This window comes from Gracilibacillus caseinilyticus (genome assembly GCF_022919115.1).
GTDB classification, from domain to species: domain Bacteria; phylum Bacillota; class Bacilli; order Bacillales; family Amphibacillaceae; genus Gracilibacillus; species Gracilibacillus caseinilyticus.
The window spans coordinates 383,205-403,184 of record NZ_CP095072.1; the positions used below are offsets into that span (position 1 = coordinate 383,205).

17 protein-coding genes and 1 riboswitch are annotated in these 19,980 nt (G+C 40.4%); of the genes, 3 read left to right on the forward strand and 14 right to left on the reverse strand.

Annotation, left to right across the window (positions count from 1 at the left end; all coding sequences use genetic code 11):
• Nucleotides 1-127 precede the first annotated feature (127 nt).
• Nucleotides 128-460, forward strand: coding sequence for a hypothetical protein (locus MUN88_RS01815; RefSeq protein ID WP_244720139.1), 333 nt, complete (start codon nt 128-130; stop codon nt 458-460).
• A gap of 42 nt (nt 461-502) precedes the next feature.
• On the opposite strand, the gene MUN88_RS01820 is transcribed toward MUN88_RS01815, so the two are convergent.
• Together MUN88_RS01820 and fabI are read right to left on the reverse strand one after the other, a co-directional pair.
• Entirely contained in the window at nt 503-1,501 is a 999-nt protein-coding gene (locus tag MUN88_RS01820; RefSeq protein WP_244720142.1) for a D-alanyl-D-alanine carboxypeptidase family protein, read from the reverse strand.
• A gap of 205 nt (nt 1,502-1,706) precedes the next feature.
• Entirely contained in the window at nt 1,707-2,486 is a 780-nt protein-coding gene (gene fabI / locus MUN88_RS01825) for an enoyl-ACP reductase FabI (protein WP_244720144.1), read from the reverse strand.
• Between the two features lie 145 nt (nt 2,487-2,631).
• Between fabI and MUN88_RS01830 the strand changes: the two genes are divergently transcribed.
• Together MUN88_RS01830 and MUN88_RS01835 are read left to right on the forward strand one after the other, a co-directional pair.
• On the forward strand, nt 2,632-2,856 hold the full coding sequence (locus MUN88_RS01830) for a hypothetical protein (RefSeq protein ID WP_244720146.1): 225 nt from the start codon (nt 2,632-2,634) through the stop codon (nt 2,854-2,856).
• 111 nt (nt 2,857-2,967) lie between these two features.
• Nucleotides 2,968-4,341 (forward strand): alanine/glycine:cation symporter family protein, encoded by a 1,374-nt coding sequence (locus MUN88_RS01835; protein WP_244720148.1) that lies wholly within the window; start codon nt 2,968-2,970, stop codon nt 4,339-4,341.
• A 260-nt stretch (nt 4,342-4,601) separates the two neighbouring features.
• On the opposite strand, the gene MUN88_RS01840 is transcribed toward MUN88_RS01835, so the two are convergent.
• The 12 genes from MUN88_RS01840 to MUN88_RS01895 all read right to left on the reverse strand — a co-directional run bounded on the left by MUN88_RS01840 (nt 4,602) and on the right by MUN88_RS01895 (nt 19,480).
• Nucleotides 4,602-6,122, reverse strand: a complete 1,521-nt coding sequence (locus MUN88_RS01840; RefSeq protein ID WP_244720150.1) for a glycoside hydrolase family 43 protein — start codon at nt 6,120-6,122, stop codon at nt 4,602-4,604.
• Between the two features lie 474 nt (nt 6,123-6,596).
• Nucleotides 6,597-8,057 carry a protein adenylyltransferase SelO gene (locus tag MUN88_RS01845; RefSeq protein ID WP_244720152.1) on the reverse strand — a complete coding sequence of 487 codons (1,461 nt, stop codon included), beginning with the start codon at nt 8,055-8,057 and terminating at the stop codon, nt 6,597-6,599.
• 168 nt (nt 8,058-8,225) lie between these two features.
• On the reverse strand, nt 8,226-8,891 hold the full coding sequence (locus MUN88_RS01850; protein ID WP_244720154.1) for a TetR/AcrR family transcriptional regulator: 666 nt from the start codon (nt 8,889-8,891) through the stop codon (nt 8,226-8,228).
• Nucleotides 8,892-8,908: 17 nt separating this feature from the next.
• Nucleotides 8,909-9,934, reverse strand: coding sequence for an ABC transporter permease (locus MUN88_RS01855; RefSeq protein ID WP_244720156.1), 1,026 nt, complete (start codon nt 9,932-9,934; stop codon nt 8,909-8,911).
• Nucleotides 9,934-10,653, reverse strand: coding sequence for an ABC transporter ATP-binding protein (locus MUN88_RS01860; RefSeq protein WP_244720158.1), 720 nt, complete (start codon nt 10,651-10,653; stop codon nt 9,934-9,936). The genes MUN88_RS01855 and MUN88_RS01860 overlap by 1 nt, the downstream gene beginning before the upstream one ends.
• A gap of 1,020 nt (nt 10,654-11,673) precedes the next feature.
• Complete coding sequence (locus MUN88_RS01865) at nt 11,674-12,174, reverse strand: SRPBCC family protein (protein WP_244720161.1); 501 nt, start codon at nt 12,172-12,174, stop codon at nt 11,674-11,676.
• Between the two features lie 201 nt (nt 12,175-12,375).
• Nucleotides 12,376-13,872, reverse strand: a complete 1,497-nt coding sequence (locus tag MUN88_RS01870) for a sodium:solute symporter family protein (RefSeq protein WP_244720164.1) — start codon at nt 13,870-13,872, stop codon at nt 12,376-12,378.
• Between the two features lie 245 nt (nt 13,873-14,117).
• Nucleotides 14,118-14,528: a Zn-ribbon domain-containing OB-fold protein gene (locus tag MUN88_RS01875; protein ID WP_244720167.1), complete on the reverse strand. Its 411-nt coding sequence runs from the start codon at nt 14,526-14,528 to the stop codon at nt 14,118-14,120.
• Complete coding sequence (locus MUN88_RS01880) at nt 14,525-15,688, reverse strand: thiolase family protein (protein ID WP_244720170.1); 1,164 nt, start codon at nt 15,686-15,688, stop codon at nt 14,525-14,527. Before MUN88_RS01880 ends, MUN88_RS01875 begins: the two co-directional genes overlap by 4 nt.
• The gene (locus MUN88_RS01885) at nt 15,688-17,616 is read right to left on the reverse strand and encodes an acetoacetate--CoA ligase (RefSeq protein ID WP_244720173.1); all 1,929 of its coding nucleotides are present in this window, start codon (nt 17,614-17,616) and stop codon (nt 15,688-15,690) included. Before MUN88_RS01885 ends, MUN88_RS01880 begins: the two co-directional genes overlap by 1 nt.
• 2 nt (nt 17,617-17,618) lie before the next feature.
• The gene (locus tag MUN88_RS01890) at nt 17,619-18,776 is read right to left on the reverse strand and encodes a thiolase family protein (protein WP_244720175.1); all 1,158 of its coding nucleotides are present in this window, start codon (nt 18,774-18,776) and stop codon (nt 17,619-17,621) included.
• Between the two features lie 162 nt (nt 18,777-18,938).
• Nucleotides 18,939-19,051: riboswitch (SAM riboswitch) on the reverse strand.
• An 81-nt stretch (nt 19,052-19,132) separates the two neighbouring features.
• Nucleotides 19,133-19,480 carry an ASCH domain-containing protein gene (locus MUN88_RS01895; RefSeq protein WP_244720178.1) on the reverse strand — a complete coding sequence of 116 codons (348 nt, stop codon included), beginning with the start codon at nt 19,478-19,480 and terminating at the stop codon, nt 19,133-19,135.
• Nucleotides 19,481-19,980: the final 500 nt, after the last annotated feature.

Consider the following 19,980-nt stretch of genomic DNA (forward strand, 5'->3'; position numbering starts at 1 on the left):
TAATATACTTATTATATCGTTCACTACTGTTTATTGCAAGGTACTATAATGTTTTTGTTAGTAAAGATTTACAGTCACATCCTGAATCTAGGTGAATATCATGAATCGTAAAGGAGAGTGAAATAAAATGTATCAATCCAACCAGTCGATGGATTCTCAACAGCAAATGAAATCAATGTGCCAACAATATATGAACTTTTATGTAACGGGGCATTTGCAGGACGGTTCTTCATTTGAGGGAATCATCGATCAAATCGATGACGTCGCAGTTACGATGTTAATTCCGGAAGAAGTCGAGCTTGAGGAAACAGATAGACAATTTGGCGGTTATTATGGTGGACCAGGTAGAAGAAGATACCGCCGTTATCGCAGACAACGTTTTCCTTTCGGTTTGCTTTCTAGTTTATTGCTGTATCCATTTATTTACCCACCATATCCATATTATTATCCTTACTACTAGGCAAAAAAACGCTCATCTTGAGCGTTTTTTTCTTATCTTATTTTACGGTAAATACTGAGGAAATGCCTGATTATATAATTTCTCGGTTTCAATAAAGCGGGACTCTATCGATGAAGTCCCCATTACGACTGAGATCAAGCGAACCCCTTGCTGTTCGACGGTACCGGTAAAACAATAACCTGCTTCCTCTGTATAACCTGTTTTTAATCCGTCTACCCCTTGGTAATCTGTCACCGAATCGGTTGTATCCGGTAGCAGCCAATTCGTATTCGTGAAGACTTGATTTTCAAACAGCAGTTCTGATTGATTGACTACCTGTAAAATATCAGGATAAGTCGTAATTAAATATTGTGCCAGCACTGCTACGTCTGTTGCAGACATTCTGTTCGTATCACTGGCTGTACCAACTGAATAATAAGTATCTAAATCTTTATTGGATAAACCTGTACTATTAACGAAAGAAGTATCTTTTAGTCCCAACTGCTCTGCACGGGCGTTCATTTCTTCTACAAAAGTCAGTTCACTTCCGGATACTGCTTCTGCTAATGCAATGGCTGCTCCATTTGCGGAATGAATCGCCATAGCATCAAATAGCTGCTCTACTGTGTATTCTTTTCCTTCTTGCAAATGAACAGATGCAAAACCGGGTTGACTGGAAATATAAGAGGAATACTCACTTATCGTAATTTCCGTATCCCAATTTATCTGCTTCTCATCAATTGCTTCAAGTACAAGAAGCTCTGTCATCATTTTTGACATACTGGCAGTTGGTAATGACGTGTGACTGTTTTTTTCAAATATAATATGGCCTGTTTCTGCATTAAGGAGGATCACCGAGCTCGCATCTATGGAGAGTTGATCCAGATAAATAAATCGTTCCAGTACCTTTTCTGGCAGCACTACTTCTTCTTTTGTTGTAGGCTCAGCGTATAGGGCCTTATTGACCAATAATGGCTCTTCTTCCGCAAACAATGATGTGCCTGCTAGATAAACTGCTGATGCAAAAATTATTAAAATAATTAAAATTCGAATTTTTTTCATATTACCTCACCAAATTATGTTATTCAGTATAAAGTATAGCATATTCTCGATCAGACACCTATGCTTATATTAAAAAGTACAAAGGCTATCTCTTGCGCCTAATAAACCATTAACACAAGCCACTGGCCAACCAAGTAGACTTCCGTGCCCCGCAAAGTCACTTTACAACGCAAAAAAAAGATTAGAGACCTATCGTCTCTAATCTTTAGCCTAAAATATTAAATCCTGAATCGACATATACAATCTCGCCGGTTACACCTCTGGATAGGTGGCTTAGCATGGCTAATGACATGTCGCCTACTTCTGCTTGAGTTACATTTCGTTTTAGCGGTGATTCTTCTTCGATCTTATGAAGGATTTCATTGAAGGAAGGAATCCCTTTAGCTGCTAATGTGCGAACAGCACCTGCAGATACGGCATTGACTCGAATATTATCTTCGCCTAAGTCAAGTGCCAAGTATTTCACTGCGGATTCTAATGCTGCTTTTGCTACACCCATTACATTGTAGCCAGGAACAGCGCGTTCTGCCCCTAAATAACTCATCGCAATGATTGATCCGCCTTCTGTCATGAATGGCTTTGCTTCACGAGCAACTGCGATTAACGAATATGCACTTGTGTCCTGTGCGAATGCATAACCGTCACGAGATGTTTCCATAAAACGACCTTTCAAATCCTCACCATGTGCAAAAGCAATCGAATGCACGATACCGTGAACAACACCGACTTCACTGCCGATTTTTTCGAAAGCTTCTTTAATGCTGACATCGTCATTGACATCGCATGGCATTACTAATTTTGATTCTACTTCCGTCTTCTCTAACATTCTCGTTAGCTTGGTTAAAGAACGTTCTTTTCGATAGGTAAAAATTAAGTTTGCACCTGCCTGATAAAGAGATTTTGCCACTCCCCACGCAAGGCTTCTTTCATTTGCTACACCCATGACAACAATGTTTTTGCCTTTTAACTTTAATAAATCTTCCATAACAGCCTCCTGCAAATGTTAACATATGGTATTAGTACCTACTACTAAAGATAACTATAACACAGATTTTCTAAAAACAAAAATAGCAAATGCATAATTATAAGCGAATTTCCTCAAAATAAGAAAAAAAGGCGGTTGATTGCTCTTGGTAGTAACATTAGTCATTATTGGCATTATACTTGCCATTATAGCACTTCTATACACAATCAAAGTTGGAAAAGTCGTCAACACTCGCAAAAGTGAATATGATACAGATACGAAGGCAACAGCCAAACACCCTGTATTATTTAATCCAATCTTTTTGGCATATATACTTGGGTTCGGCGGTTTGCTCGTATTAATTTTTTACTTAGCATCGAAGTACTATTAATTCAATTTTTCTTGTTGTTTTTACAAATTTTCTTATTCCTATTGACATTCTCTCACAATAATTGGAATAATTTTAATATTAAGCTTTTTAAATTATTGGGAGGGATGTCATTTGGATTGGTTATCAAATTTTAACGAAAAAGGCGCAGACTTCTTAGGTATTGTCGGTGGTTGGATTTGGGGACCACCTTTACTGATTCTATTAGTCGGTACAGGTTTATACTTAACGATACGATTAGTATTTTTACAGTTCAAAATGTTACCTTACGCCTTAAAATTATCTTTTAGTAAACATCAGGACAGTTCTTCCAAAGGGGACATCAGTCATTATGAGGCCTTAACGACAGCAATGGCCGCAACAATCGGTACCGGGAACATTGCAGGTGTCGCGACAGCGGTTGTAGCAGGTGGTCCAGGGGCCGTTCTCTGGATGTGGATTACCGCATTAGTTGGGATGGCGACGAAATATGCTGAAGCATTATTAGCGGTTCGTTTTCGTATTGAGAATGAAAATGGCGAAATGTCTGGTGGACCGATGTATTACCTGGAACGAGGGTTAAAAAATAAGAAATTAGGAAAATTCCTTGGGGTACTTTTTGCAATCTTCGCTTCACTTGCAGCATTCGGTATCGGGAATATGGTTCAATCCAATACAGCTGCTGCTTCGCTGGAAGAAACCTTTTCCATATCGCCATTTCTCACAGGACTTATTTTCACTGTGCTTGCTGGTCTGGTCATTATCGGCGGGATTAAAAGTATTGGACGAGTTACCGCGTTCTTTGTGCCAGTAATGGGAGCATTTTATATTCTTGGTGGTCTTATTCTAATTATTATGAACATAGATCTGGTTCCGGATGCCATCGGTACGATTATTAATGATGCATTCACCGGTAATGCGATTGCTGGTGGGTTACTTGGTACAGCGATCCGCTACGGGGTTGCTCGAGGGGTATTCTCCAATGAGGCTGGTTTAGGTTCTGCACCAATCGCTGCTGCAGCGGCCCGGACAGATTACCCTGCGAGACAGGCTCTCGTTTCAATGACACAAGTATTCTTTGATACTATCATCGTTTGTTCGATCACCGGAATTACAATTGTCATGGCGGGACAATGGGATGGCGGACTTGATGGTTCAGCCTTAACCAGTGCAGCATTCTCACAATTTCTCGGAGATGCCGGATCTTATATTGTTACTTTCGGTATTTTATTCTTCACCTTTTCTACGATTCTCGGCTGGTCCTATTATGGAGAGAAATCAGTCGATTACTTATTAGGGGAAAAAGGTGTCAAAATATACCGTTATATTTTTATCGTATTTGTATTTGTTGGCGCTGTCGTTTCCTTAGATGTTGTGTTTAATTTCTCTGATGTCATGAATGGTCTGATGGCCTTCCCGAACTTAATCGGATTACTGGCGCTCTCTGGTATCGTTGTTGCCGAAACAAACAAATTCCTCAAAATAAAGAAACAAGAGCAACATTCATAAGTATTAGAAAAACCGGGCGTAAGCTCGCCCGTTCCTGACTAACATGAGTATATACAACTACCTATAATATGGATTATATCAACTAATTTTGACATGTTGTTAGTGGTTGGCCGGAGCTTTGCTAGCATATTGCATATGTAAAAATTAACCATATCGATGTAAATTACTTTAGTTTACATAATCCGTATAAGAAGCTATATTTTTTCTCCTCTTAAGCCAAAAAAACGAAAGCTTATCAAAGCTTTCGTTTTTTTATATCTCTAATGCACATGGATGCCTTTTTCATATTGAAAGAAATCAACATCTACGGAACCGCCTGCTTCTTCTGTAGCATAATAGAAAATACCAACCCGGTAACCCATAAAGTGATCTAACGTATATTTCATTGGAAGCTTCTCTCCGACAGTGCGCCAATCAACACCGTTAGCCGAATAATAAAAACTTGCCAAGTCTCGGCTATCTTCGTAATCAAACACGATTTTTAAATAAACTTCACTAACTGGACAACATAACGACATTGTTTCTTTTTCTTGCCCATTCCCGTCATTAACCGTCGTCTTCATATAAAAATGATCATTTGTTTCCCGGTATATACCCACCGTTCCAAAGTTGTTCTGCAGCGCTACAAGTCCGGCATGGTCCCCTACTTTCATGTTGGATGTATGGATACGTATAGATCCACTGCATTTAGGTCCTTCCGTTCGCTGGGTTAACGTATTCGAAGCAGTTAGCACACTCTTCGTCAACTGATCGGTCTTCAATCGCAAGACTCCTTGTTTCTCAGTGACCGACCAAAACGAATTATTAGGATTGTGATTCCATTGCCAGTTTAATGCTAGTTTGTTTTCCTGATAGTCAAAATCATCGCTAATCACTAATGGCTTTACTTGATCATCTGGCAGCGGAATCTCAACTTTTTCAGGCGCCTTGCCATCCTCTCCAATCATCGGCCAACCTTCCTGCCAATGCACAGGTAATACGCAAGGGATTCTGCCGACTGCGTCATGGTCTTGAAACAACATGGCATACCAATCCCCATGTGGTGTATCAAAAATCGCTCCTTGCGCAATTCCTTTATTATGATAACCCATGTCATCATCCAAAATTATTTTATGCTGATACTCTCCTAGTAATTTCTTCGATCGATAGCAAACCTGTCTTCTTCGCTGATTGCCGTCTGTTGGCCATTCGATGAATAGCAAATAGTATTCTCCATTAATTTTATACGCATGACAGCCTTCACATCTCAAGCCGATATTTTCTGTCGGAGTTTTTAATAATAGTTGATCAATACCATCGGACTTGACGTCAGACAAATCGGCATTTAATTCCGTGATCCGGATATCTCCACACCCATAGATTACGTATACGCTATCATTATCAAACAAAAGAGCTGGATCATGATAGATGCCGTCTATAACAGAACGAGTCCATGGCCCATTTTCGATATCTTTGGATTGATAGACATAGAACTGCTGCATATCATTGCTGGAAAAACAAAGATAAAACGTGTCATTATGAAAACGGAGGCTCGTTGCCCATTGACCTTGTCCGTAAATGCCTTTTTGATCTTGCAGTCGATGTGCTGGATTATCCTCCAACGTATCATAAACATACGAAATAATCTCCCAATCTCGTAAGTTAACTGATTTCATTATTGGACAGCCCGGCATCGAATGCATACTGGTGCTGACCATATAGAAAGCGTCACCAACTCTGATTACGTCAACATCGGGGACATCTGACCAAAAAATAGGGTTATGTAAAGTTATAGATTGCAATCTAATCTCCCTCTTTCACTGAATACTTTTATTTCACAATCAGTTAGTTATCATTATTTCAGAAACAAATAAATTAATCAATAGGAATATCAGGCACACTGTAATTCTATTTGCAACTTATATAATAGATCTAAACGAAGAGACTGTGAAATACTAAGGATAGGAAATGTTCGGAGACTCCACATGATACGATCAAGTCCGAAAATTCCGCAGGAAAGTGAGCTTTTTTCCGAAGAAGCAGATCGACGATCCACAGAACACAGAGCAAATTTCGGAGCTTTGCTTAGCGCTATATACACTTCAAAATAGCCAAATTGATATACAATTTTAATTCATATCAGTTGAAACAGAGTATTTAGGGAGTTACTTCCAGAATACCTTTACAACATAAAAAGAAGGCCGGACACAACTGGAATTTTTCTGTCAAATACGTAGTGTGTCCGGCCTTTATTTTGAGTGAAATGTTTTATTCTATCATGTTCCACAGAAGGTTTGAAACGGTTGATCTGGTTCTGGTGGTAACACTGCGTATGGCTCTTGTTCTTTTGAATAAGCAAATGGATCAGCTAATACCTGCAGTAACGCATCGAAAAGTTCAAATTCCCCTTTTGCCGCACTATCTAATGCTTCCTCTACGAGATAATTACGAGGAATAATAGATGGATTATTTGCTTTCATCAATTGTTGAACATCAGACTTGGGTGCTTGCTCTGTCGCTAATCTTTCCTTCCATTGCTGATACCATTGCTTGAATGCATTCGACTGAAACAGTTTTTGCTTTTCATCAAAAACACCTAGAGTCAATGAACGAAAAGTATTCGTATAATCAGCCTGATGCTGTTCCATCAGATCAAGCAGTCTTGCGATCAAGTCTTTATCTGCAGTCTGTGATTCCGTTAATCCTAGCTTTTGTCGCATACCATTAAGCCAGTGTTCCTCATATACGTCAATATAGCTATGCATGACATCCTTCACAGTTTCTAAGGCAGCTTCTTCGTTTTCATCAATAAGAAGTAATAACGATTCAGCAAAACGAGCCAAGTTCCATCCCGTGATATCAGGTTGATTACCATAAGCATAGCGGCCTTGCACATCAATCGAACTGAAAACCGTACTTCTATCAAACTGATCCATAAAGGCACATGGACCGTAATCAATTGTTTGCCCGCTGATCGTTACGTTATCCGTATTCATGACGCCATGAATAAAGCCGATTAGCTGCCATTTTGCAACTAATGCTGCTTGTTTTTTAACTACTTCTTTTAATAGCGCTAAGTAACGATTGTCTGCTTCCTTCAGGTCTGGATAGTGGCGGTCAATTGCATAGTCTGCTAATACTTGCAAGTCTTCTTTTGTGCCCCAGTGTCTTGCGTATTGGAATGTACCAACGCGCAAATGACTGTCTGCTACTCTTGTTAAAACAGCTCCTGGGAACTCTATTTCTCGTTGGACGTTTTCCCCTGTTGTCACCACAGCTAAGCTTCGGTTTGTTGGTATCTGGAGTCCGTGCATTGCTTCACTTATCAAATACTCACGCAGCATTGGTGCTAACACTGCACGTCCGTCTCCTCCTCGAGAAAAAGGGGTTTTGCCAGAACCTTTTAATTGAATGTCTACTCGTTTCCCAACTGGCGTGATCTGTTCACCAAGCAATACAGCCCGACCGTCGCCAAGCATGGTAAAATTAGCAAACTGATGCCCGGCATAGGCTTGAGCAATCGGCATACCACCAGCAGGAACTCTGTTTCCTCCAAATAGATCTGCAGCACCCTTAAGCTGTTCTGGATCCAAACCGATCTCTTTCGCTAAAGTCTTATTCAGTTTTACTATATCAGGTGCCTTTACAGGAGTTGGCTGCACTCTGGCATAGAAGATTCCGGGTAAGCGTTGATAACTGTTATCGAGCTTCCAGCCTTCATTTTGTTGAGCTGTCATAGGATCTCCTTTCAGCAAGCAATTTGTCTTACTCTTTAGTCTGAGCATAACATAGATATCGCTTTATATAATCTTTGTTGCTCGCATTCATTCTATGCACCATATGATAGCATAGAAAAATCAAACAACACTCGCTCGGTCCTCCGTTATAAAGCTACCTATCTTTCATCAGGATAATCCCCTCAACCCGTTCCTAATAAATTGAATCGTATATTCGATTTCCTGATCATCATCCCAGTCAAAATCAGGTGCAATCATAAAACGGGTAATTAGAAAACCAACGACCGAACTAATCGATAGTCGGAGTATTGTTTCAACGGGAACTTTTTCTTGTTGCTCTTCGGTTAGAAAACGTTGGATTGCTTGCGAAAATGCCGGCAGAAGTTTATCAGTCAGTATTTCACTAAGATTTTCTTTTATCTCCGAATGATAAAACATCTCCTGCAGAACAATTTTCATTAATGGCAAATTCTTTTTTACAAAGTGATAGCGATTATAAATCAATTCTCGAAGGAACTGATCGACGTCCTCGTATTCTTCTTCTTCCAAAACTTCCTTTACAAATTGATCTGCTAAAAAAGGTAACGCCAGCTTAGATATCACAGGCAGAACAATTGAAATTAATAAATCCTTTTTCGTTTTGTAATGACGAAAAATCGTCCCTTCCGCAACTCCGGCACGCTTTGCTATTTCACTCGTTGAAGCACCAGCAAAACCTTTTTCTGAAAAAACTTCGATAGCTGCTTGCACAATTTTTGCCTGTTTAGGAGTTAATTTCTCTTCGTTCATTTCTAATACATCAACTAAGAGATCACGATCCCGCGGTTTCAACATTGATCACCTCTCTAAATTTATAACTTACGATGCTTACGCAATGCCACAATATTCAAAATCACAAACACGATCGCAAAACTTATGATAACAGCAATATCGAACCAGATATCCCAAATATCCCAGCCTTTGATCATAATGGCTTTCATCGCATCTGCACCATACGTTAATGGCATGACTTTACTAACGACCTGCAGCCAATCAGGTAATGTTTCCATTTGAAAAATACCGGAAAAGAAAATCTGTGGAACGATAACAACCGGAATAAATTGCATAATTTGAAACTCATTGTTGGCAAAAGCAGACAATAAAGTTGCCAAACTTAATGCCGTAATCGCAAGCAGAATCGTGACAATAATTAACTGCCAGAAATCACCCGCCATCCAAATATCCAAAAGATAAACTGCGTAACTGACGATAATAAACGACTGAATAATGGTAAACAGACCGAAACCTAGCAAATAACCAATAACGATCTCCCATCTTTTGACTGGTGTTGATAATAACTTTTCCAGTGTCCCCTGTGTCCGCTCTCTTAAGAAGGAGATTCCTCCTATAATAAAGACAAAGAAAAAGATAAAAAAGCCGATTAATACGGAACCAACCTGATCGAATAGATTCAGCTCATCAGACCCGTAGAAATAATCGACACTCATATGTCTATTATTATCCGTCTGCAGGCTTTGTAATACCTCCTGAATCGTTTGTAATGTCGTAGAATTGGCGGTAGGATCACTGCCTTCTAATAAAATGGCAAGCTGATTATCTTCCACCGTAATAAATGCATCGTATTCGCCATCTTGAAATGCTTCTTCTGTTTCTTCTTTGGAAAGATGATCGATCTCTTTATCAAACGCATCATTTAACGCTTGTTCTATTTGCTCTGGTAAGTCTTGTGTGGCAATATTCGGTTGATAGTCGTCGCTATCGAGTACAAGCCAGATCAGTGTCAGCACTAATATCGGTGCTAAAAGAAGTAATGCTAAAGAACGTTTATCACGAATAAACTGCTGAAAAATTCGTTTCGCAACCGCCATCACATTCATTATGCTTCACCTCCATATGCTAAAAAGGCTTCTTCAATCGTGGAAACTTTTTTTGCTACTTTTATTTCTTCTGGTGTATCACATGCAATAACAGAACCGTTCCGCAACAGGGCTAAGCGATCACATTTTTCTGCTTCATCCATGACATGTGTAGTGACAATAATCGTAACGCCTTGTTCTTTGAGCTTATAGAACTCTTCCCATATGGACTGTCGCAATAGGGGATCAATGCCTACCGTCGGTTCATCTAAAATTAACATTTTCGGTGTATGCATTATTGCTGCTGCCAGGGAAAGTCTCCGCTTCATACCACCGGAGAAATGACGCACTTCTTTATCTAAGTGATTCGTTAAGTTGACTACTTCTGCCACATGTTTAATCGCTTTTTTTCGTTTTTTCTTCCTCATACCGTACAGCGTAGCAAAGAATTCAAGATTTTCTTTGGCAGATAATTCATGATATAAAGCATCGGATTGTGCCATATAGCCAATTGAACGTAATAACTGTAAGGAAGGAACTTGTTTATTTTGGACAAACACGTCGCCTTTATTAGCCTCCAAGATGCCTGCAATTATTTTTACCAATGTTGTTTTACCTGCACCGGAAGGACCTAATAATCCGAATATTTCCCCCTCCTGTACCGACATATCAATGTTTTGCAGAACTCGCTCCTTACCAAAGGAAAGCGAAACATCTTTCATCGTTACAATCTGTTGCATGAATACGACCTCCTTCATTATCAAAATGAGTGATTACTCACTCATATTAAAGCATATAATCTGCTTATTGTAAATCCCAGTCCTTACCACATATTCTATTCAAGCGGTTTGGGCAAAAATTACACGATTGACTAGGTATAGTTGACTCTTTCGCTCCTTTATTTCTTACATACATTACTAAAAAGGAGGCGTTTTTTTGAAGAAAAAAAAGAGCAAGCCAATGTCACTAGATCTAGCAAAAAAAATACAGAATACTAATAATGTCTATTTGACTGAAAAAGGAAAACAAATCTTAAAGAACTTCACACGTTAATGATATATGTTAAAAAACACCGGGCAAAATCCATCCGGTACTATTTATAGCTAAATATAATACGGATTATGTAAAGTGGAACCGTTTGTCTAAATGGTAATTTTGACAGGTTATATATACTAAACAATGCTCCGCGTCCTGTGGGGCACGGCTTCAGTAGGCTACTACTTGAAAACTTCTTTGCTGCCTTGTGCCGAGGAAGCTCGCTAGTAGACGCAGGCACAGATAAAATGGAACTCACGCTGACGCATGCGGAGTCTACGCATATTTCCTACGCTTAGGTGAAGTGCCACAACTTATGGAACAGCTAAAAGCAGTAGTGCTAAGCATTATGCATCATCAGAATAGTATATACATGTACGGATTGCCTTAATATATTATCTGTCGCATTAGTTGTAGAGCTAAATTCATAGTGCAGGCCAATCGCGTAGACTCCCGCGGTACAGTACGAGCTGAAGATCCACTTTGTGAAGTGCTTTTTCTTCACAAAGTTAGCTGAAGTCGTACCCGCAGGACGCGAAGTGGTTGGCCGGAACGGTATCCTAGCACATTAAAGTTTTCAAAATTACCACTAAGCTAGGTAACATAATCCTTATTATAAGAACTCTTACTACTTCACTAACCTTAATGACCTCATCTATTCACGATCTGTACTCATGAGAAAGACTTCAAACCATAGATTTGAAGTCTTCTTGTGAAAAAATGATTTAAAATTCAGGATATTGAATGTTCCCTGTTTCTACTAATTGTTTCAAGCCAGCAAACATCATTTCCCATCCTGCTTTAGTACTGTCATGGTATTCTCTGCATGTCTTGTCGATGTCTTCCTCTGTCCAATTCTCCTCATGAGGGACGATAATTTTTTGAATAAAAGTCATATTACTGCCGCTGTTTGTCGATTCAATGGTAATGGTGATAACATCTTCCGTGTCACTGAACTGTGGCATCCGGAAGGTTTTTACGATCTTGTTCGGGGCATCCAGGACACGATACTCTCCAATCGCACGGTAATCTTTCCCTTCACGATGGTCGACAATTTCCCATTCGCCACCGATTTTCGCCTCACTCTTCGCTACTTTATTAGTCATCTCCATTGTAAAGAGCCATTTTTTCATCAATGATGGAGTGATCCATGCCTCAAACACTTTCTCTGCTTGTACGTTGAATGCTTTTGCCATCGTTAATGTAACGGTTGATTGGCTCGACATCGCTTACACACACCTTTATAAATTATTTGGACTTACTGCTACTTTACTACAAAAAGATTCTATATTTAAAGACTTTTCATGTAAGCCCGCATAATAGTAAAAAGTTGTAGACTAGAACCACACTTACTCATTACTCTGATAAATGTTTTCTCATTAAATAAAAAAACTTAGAGATTGACATCTCTAAGTTTCTCAAAATTGTTATACTGTTTTCTTCAACACAAGCTCTTCATGTTTTTCCTCGGCGGTCAAGAACCCAATGACACCCATGACAACGAATGATGCTAACGAGGCAAAGAACATTGCTAAATAAATATTTTCAATCACATTTAGCTGTGTAAAAATGACATAAAGTCCTGCACCTGTGATTACAGCACCAATTGCACCATAGTTCGTCGCCTTCTTCCAAAAATATCCGAGGGAGATTGGTGCTAGTATACCGGATAGAATAGCAGAAAAGCTGAACTGTATTAAAATTGATAACGAGTCTGGTCTGTCGAGTGATATATATAAAGACAATAGACCAACAACTATCAATGATCCTTTCGCTACTTTCACGGATTGTGATTCCAGCTGAGCATGTCCGATATCCTTCTTAAAAATAGGAGCAAGTACTCGGTAGAAGTCATTACCAAAACTGGTTGTTACCCCTAAATAAAGACTGTCTGTACTAGATAGAATTGCTGAAATAATCCCGACAATCATGATCGCTGCAAGGATCGTTGGAAACGAATCGATCACATACATCGGAATCGCCGCATCAGGGCTCGATAGTGACGGGAACAGGACACGCGCGGCTAATCCACCGAGTACCATCAAGGTTGAGATCACAAACAATACAAGACCTGTTGATAATGTAAATGGCGCCAACTCCTCTTCTGTTTCAATCGATAATATTTTGTTCAGTAAGTGTGGCATCAGAATAAAGCTGAATAAAAGAAACTGCACAGCCATAATTGCTAACACACTGTTATATGGACCTTCAACGCCAACAAAGGTTATCAGGTTAGGGTCGACTGCTTCAAGCTTGGAAGTCAGCTCCCCAAATACGTTAACACCTCCGCCAATGGTCCAAAAGAAGGAAATAAAGATAAGAATCGAAGCAATTGCCATCAGCAAGCCTTGAATACCATCTGTAATCATTTGGGCATAAGCGCCACCAAGCCCAATATACAGAATAGTAATCGTTACCCCGATAATAATTCCCCAGAAATAAGGGATGCCGATTACGGTTTCAAATATCGTCGCCAGCCCTACATTTTGCCCTACAATATAATACACATTAAACAAAATAAGTACGGAAACAATCACTTGTAAGGCTTTGGAGTTATAACGACGTCCTAACCATTCAGGTACTGTAGATACCCGACCGAATTTCTTACCGTAGCGCCAGAATGTTTTGGCGAAAATTAACAAACCGACCCAGGAAACCCCGAAGCATCCTAATGTATACCAAAGAACGGATGTACCATATTGATAAGCAAGACCCGGCACACCGATAAATAAATTCGCACTGGAATAGGAGGCCGCAAAGCTTGCCCCTACCAACCATGGGCTTACCTTACCTCGTGCTGTTGCAAAACCATTCATTGATTTACTAAAGGCGCTACCTTTTTTACCAATCCAGGTCACCACAACGAAGTATGCTACTAATAAAATAATGACTGTCCAAAGAAGTAAACTTGAATCTGCTAACATCTTTTCTACCACCTTTAGTTATTTTTATAAAGTGAGACTTCAATCAGCGGAGGTTTTTGACCCCCACTGATTGCTAGCGAAACTTATCAGGAAGTTATCGTCCGTTTATCCACCACTTAGCTTCTTATTTATCTCTCGAATCTTGAAGTGGGAGTATTACGGACGGTTAGCGCCGTGATAAAACTTGAACCAAATCGAGAGTCCGATAATCCAGAAGACAGCGATTAATGCAAGATACGTATAAATCATGATTCACCCTCCTCTCTTTTGAAAAAAGGTAATTGTCGCTCATTCAGGACATGATAGCTGATTTCAACCGGTAATTGATAGCGAAGCTCCTTTTCTCTAATCAGTAAATGCGTCAATAAGGACGGACCTTCTTCTAACTCAACAATACCTACCGCATATGGAGTAAGAGATTGCCATGCAGGGTGACCGGCACGATGCACGACACTCCATGTTTTTAATCGACCTTTTCCTGTCGCTTCCCGCCAAGTAAGGCGATTGCCAAAGCAGTGCGGACAATGTGCTCGTGGATAAAAGATCCATTGTTCACAATTCTCACATTGCTGTAAGGTAAACTTCTTTTGCTCAATGCTATTCCAAAATGGTTTCGTGATAGGCGTAATCGTCGGTTCAGGAAATGAAATATTCACGACGGCTCTCCTCCTAACACTAATGAGGTCGTTTCACTTAACGTCGCACCATTGCCTGTCACAAGTGCATGCTTAGCATTAGGAATTTGCCGATCTCCGCCTTCGCCTCGCAACTGTACAACAGCCTCAATCACATGCGACATCCCACCTGCTAAATCTGCTTGACCAAAGCCTAGTTGGCCACCATGTGTATTTAACGGATAATCACCATCATGGCTGAAGCTATTGCCGCGGACAAATTCACCAAACTTGCCTTGTTCACATATGCCGATGCTCTCCAGTTGTACTGCAACAACACTTGTATAACAATCATACAGGGACAACAAATCAAGCTCTTCCGCTGTTATATTTGCCTGTCGCAAACTTTGAGGAATCGAATATTGAAAAGGCAACCGATCCAATGCTGGCGCTTGACTGACAGCACGATGGGTGATTTTTTCGCCTGCACCTTTCAAAAAAACTGGTCGTTTAGCCGCTTTTTTTGCCTTTTCTTCCGAGGTCACAATCACTGACGCTCCTCCGGCACATGGCATCACAATCTCTAACAGATGCAATGGATCAGAGATAAGCGGAGATTGCGATATATCCTCCAACTCTACTGGTTTGTTATAAAAAATTGCTTTCGGATTCTTCAAAGCATTTTTTCTCGACCAATAGGCAATGCGGGCAAAGTCTTCCTGCTGTGAACCATATTCCTCCATATGCTGTCTTTTCAGCAGTGCATATGACGTGTTGGCCCCGGAAGCACCAAAAGGTACATCAAATTCACGAATAGGATTTCGATTAGGCGAACGAGGGGCACTATCCCTTTCATTTTTATTCGCTAAAACACAGACAACTGTTTCACACATGCCGGCTTCAATTGCAGCTGCCGCACGCCATATCATGCCAGCACCGGTCGCTCCACCGAGATCTACTGTATTAGACATAGCTGGTGAAATGCCTAAATATTCTGACACTGTAGCAGGTACGTGTTGTGGTGTTTCCCCGACCTGTGGGCCAACCAGTAAACCATCTATGTCGTCTTTTGTAATAGCGGCGTCTTGTATTGCCAGCTGCACCGATTCTGCTATTAAGCTTAATGTTGTTTTTCCTTCTGAATAGCGCTCTGGTTTAAGCTCACCAATACCGATTATAGCTCCTCTTGGACGTTTTACCATCAGTAGCACTCCTTTTTTTTGATTTCGCTGAATTCAGATAAACACGCTGGATTGCGAATCGATGCTTTGTTTTTTACCTCCGCACCAATTGCTGTCGTCTTCACTGCCCCTTCTACTTTTTTGCCGTTGATTGTATGCGGAATGTCTGTAACCTGATAAATTCGCCTTGGTACATGACGCGGTGATGCCTTCTGACGAATCTGCTGACGGATTGTTTGGGCCAGTTCTTTCGTTAACCGCTCCGTCACCACACATAAGACAATTTCCTCATCATTGTCAAAAGGCAAGCCAAAAACGACGGAATCTTGTATCACTTCCATATGATCCACGACACTGTATATCTCAGCAGTACCAATTCGGATGCCACCTGGATTCAGAATCGTATCCGCCCTGCCATAGATAACGAGAGACTGATCGATCGTTTGTTCAGCAAAATCCCCATGTGTCCATACACCGGGACGATCTGAAAAATAATTATTGCGGTACCGCTCATCGCCTCCTTCTCCGTAGAAAGTGAGAGGCATGCTCGGGAATGGCTCTGTACAAACAAGATCTCCCTTTTTTCCGAAAACCGAAATGCCGCGTTCATCCAATACATCAACTGCCATGCCTAATGCTTTGCAGCTAATTTCCCCGCGAATCACTGGATGAATTGGGGAGCCCATCACAAAGCAGCCAATAATCTCCGTACCACCTGAAATCGATTGAAGCAACAGATCTTCTTTGATCGTGTCATATACCCAGTCATATTGCTCACTGACCAGAGGTGCTCCACAAGAAAGTATCGATCTTAATGAGGATAAAGTATAATCGTCTTTTAATCTTACGCCGGCTTTGGCTAAGGACTCTAAATATTTCGGACTTGTGCCAAAATGCGTTAATTGAATCTCTTCTGCAATATCCCATAAATGTGCTGGGCGTTCCGGTAACATCGGCGCTCCATCATATAACAAAATCGATGCACCACTTGCTAATCCCGTTACGAGCCAGGGATACATCATCCAAGCGGTATTGGTATACCAGAACAGTGTATCTGTTTCTTTTACATCGCCATGCAGCTGATGTTCCTTGACATGCTGTAATAACGTACCACCAACTGAATGAACAATCGCTTTCGGCAGACCAGTTGTGCCCGACGTGTACAAAATATAAAGCGGGTCACCAAAATTCACCTGTTCGAACTCTGGTTTAACAGCTTGATTATCTAGTAGTGATTCCCAACTGACCGCACCATCCACAATGCCTGTTGTTGTCACTACATGCTGAATACTATCCATCTGTTCTGCTATTTCCTCTACCTTATCGGAAATATCAAATGGTTTTCCCTTATATTGATAATGAAGATGAGCAATCAATACTTTAGGCTGTACTTGGCCAATACGATCGATAATACCCTTCGCTCCGAAATCCGGTGAACAAGACGTCCAAATCGCACCAAGCGAAGCAGTAGCTAATAATGCTACAAGGCCGTCAATATTATTTGTCGTAACTCCTGCAACACAATCGCCTCGTTTCACGCCTAGCTGCTTAAATCCTTGTTGAGCTTTAGCCACTTGCTCGCTGAGATCTCTAAATGTGATCGCTTGTGTCACGCCTGTTTCGTCCGCTTGAAAAACGGCTATGTTGTCAGGATTGGCTTGCAGGACATTTTCTGCAAAATTAAGTGATGCATCAGGAAAGAAAACCGCATCCACCATTGAATCTGCTGGATTGTAATAGCGAGTGCCCTTTTCACCAATAATACCGGCATAATCCCAAACAGCTGACCAAAATTCCGCAATATGGGTAATCGACCATCGGTGCAGTCTGTCGTATGGAAATAATGACTGATCAACAAACACAGCAAAGGCTTTTAGATGGGACTGATCGATATCACGTTGTGCAGGTTCCCATAATACTCGGTTACGGGTTACAATTTGACTACTCATGATCATTCTCCTTTCGTTGGTACTTCAATTAAAATAGCAATTCCTTGACCACCGCCTCCACATAATGCAGCTATTCCTTTGCCACCGCCACGTCGTTGTAACTCTTTCGCTAAGGTCAATATTAATCGAAAGCCTGTACCACCAAGTGGATGACCAATTGCGATCGCTCCACCGTTGACATTCACTTTATCCAAATCGAGGTCAAGTGCACGACAGCTTGCAATTACCACACTTGCAAAAGCTTCGTTAATTTCAAATAAATCAATATCGTCGACCGACAGCTTCTGTGCTGTTAACAGCTTCTGAATCGCATCAGCTGGTTTTGTTTGTAAACTGGCATCTGGTCCTGCCGTTTCTGTCCAACCGGTAATCGTTGCAAGTGGAGAAAGATCCAATGCTTCTGCCTTTTCACTGGATGTGACGATACCGATACTTGCTCCATCTGTCATCTGCGAAGCATTCCCCGCCGTTATCGTGCCACCCTCTGCAAATACAGGTTTCAAGTTTGCTAGTCTTTCCGCTGTTGTCTGCTCACGTATGCCTTCATCTTCCTCTAAAATGTCTGAAAAAGGTATAATCTCTTCTCGCAAAAACCCTTTCGACCGAGCGAAGGCTGCGCGCTGTTGCGAGAGTGCTGCGAGGTGATCCTGTTCCGTTCGTCCAATACCATATTTCTGATTTGCCTGTTCCGTCAACGCTCCCATTGATTGCTCACTCAATGAACACCATAACCCATCATGTAATAACGTATCTGTCATGGTCTGGTGCCCAAACTTTTTACTATGTTTCGTTACTGTAAAAGGTGCATTCGACATTGAATCAAATCCACCAACGATATAAGTTGTGCCTTCCTGCAACAAAATTCTTCGGGCTGCATCAATTACAGAAGCTACTCCACCTAAACAAACATTGTTCAACGTAATAGCAGGGGTATGACTGCTAATCCCAGCTGCATGTGCTACTTGTCTTGCAGGATTTTGGCCTTGTCCAGCCTGAATGACTTCCGCTAACAACACACCATCAAACGGCGCTAATTCAGGATATTTTTCATGTAAGTACTTCATTGGCGCACTTGCCAATTCAGTGGCCGAATATGATGATAATGCTCCGTTCCATTTTCCAAAAGGCGTCCTTATACCGTCTACAAGTACAATCGACATTAGATATTCACCCTCTTATTTATTTACTAGCTTAATAGTTTTTTGAATATATTTAATATTCAGACTTTTTTGGTTAATAAAAGCTGGTAAAACAGATCCCTTTTGTGTAAAACAAAAAATCTCCCTATCTAGAGATAGAGAGATTCAACTTGCTAATAAAACTCCTTATCTCTACTAAGTATAGTGACTTAGTTGGATTTGGCACCTATATTAAGCAATGCTTAATGGTTGCCGAGGCTTCAAAGGGCCATTCCCTCCACCTCTCTTGATAAGACAAGATCCTATTAAGTTAACGTTTTGATTATTGATAACTTTAGCATGTTTTGTCGTTATATGTCAATGGCAGAAAAACACCATTAATCAACAGCACTGAATTCGTGTACCCACACTTTCATCTTCGGTCCCCAAGGCATACCAGGGTGAAGAGATAAAATAGACTGTTTGTATGCTTCTAAATTATCGTATCCTTCTCGCTTAGCGTCCTCATCCGTAATCATTCCAAGTGACTGTTGATACACATTATCGACACGGAAATGGTGATCTTTCAGTGTCATCACCTCTCCAATATCCGCATATCGGCCATTTCGTCTTGTTGCTGTTTTTTCTCCTTTAATGACTTTTTCTACGTCTGCTTCTATTGTAACAAGGCGGTCAATTGTACACGTTTTTGGCGGCAACTGCTGTGAGTTATGTTGATTACTCATCTTGCATCTTTCCTTTCTATCCAATAAAGATAATCATTTTATATAAAATAAATCAGCATATTTTGCGGGACACTTCTTTTTTATTTTATCACAGCACCGGCAACTATTCATGGGGGTGAACCTAATAAAAACTGAACATTTCGTGTCAAAATCGTATTTTGTCAGGAATAGATGATTATTTGTCCAACATAGAAAACAATCGAGATACGGTTTGATATAAGAAATCAGACTAATACAATAGACCTATCACCTTCCAAATAATAAAAATAGTTAATCGATAACCTTGATAAATCAAAGTGAATAAGCACCTGTTCCAGAAAAAAAACAAATGATTTTGTCCAAAAAACAGAGATAACCGGGTAAATTCTATTAATTATAAAATTTATAATAAATTAGATTGTTTTATAATTACTTTGTGTTAGAATGTATTCTATAAAGTCATCGATTAGCTAAAAAACACTCTATTATTCATTGTTTTTTTACCTCTTTCTAAGATTCAC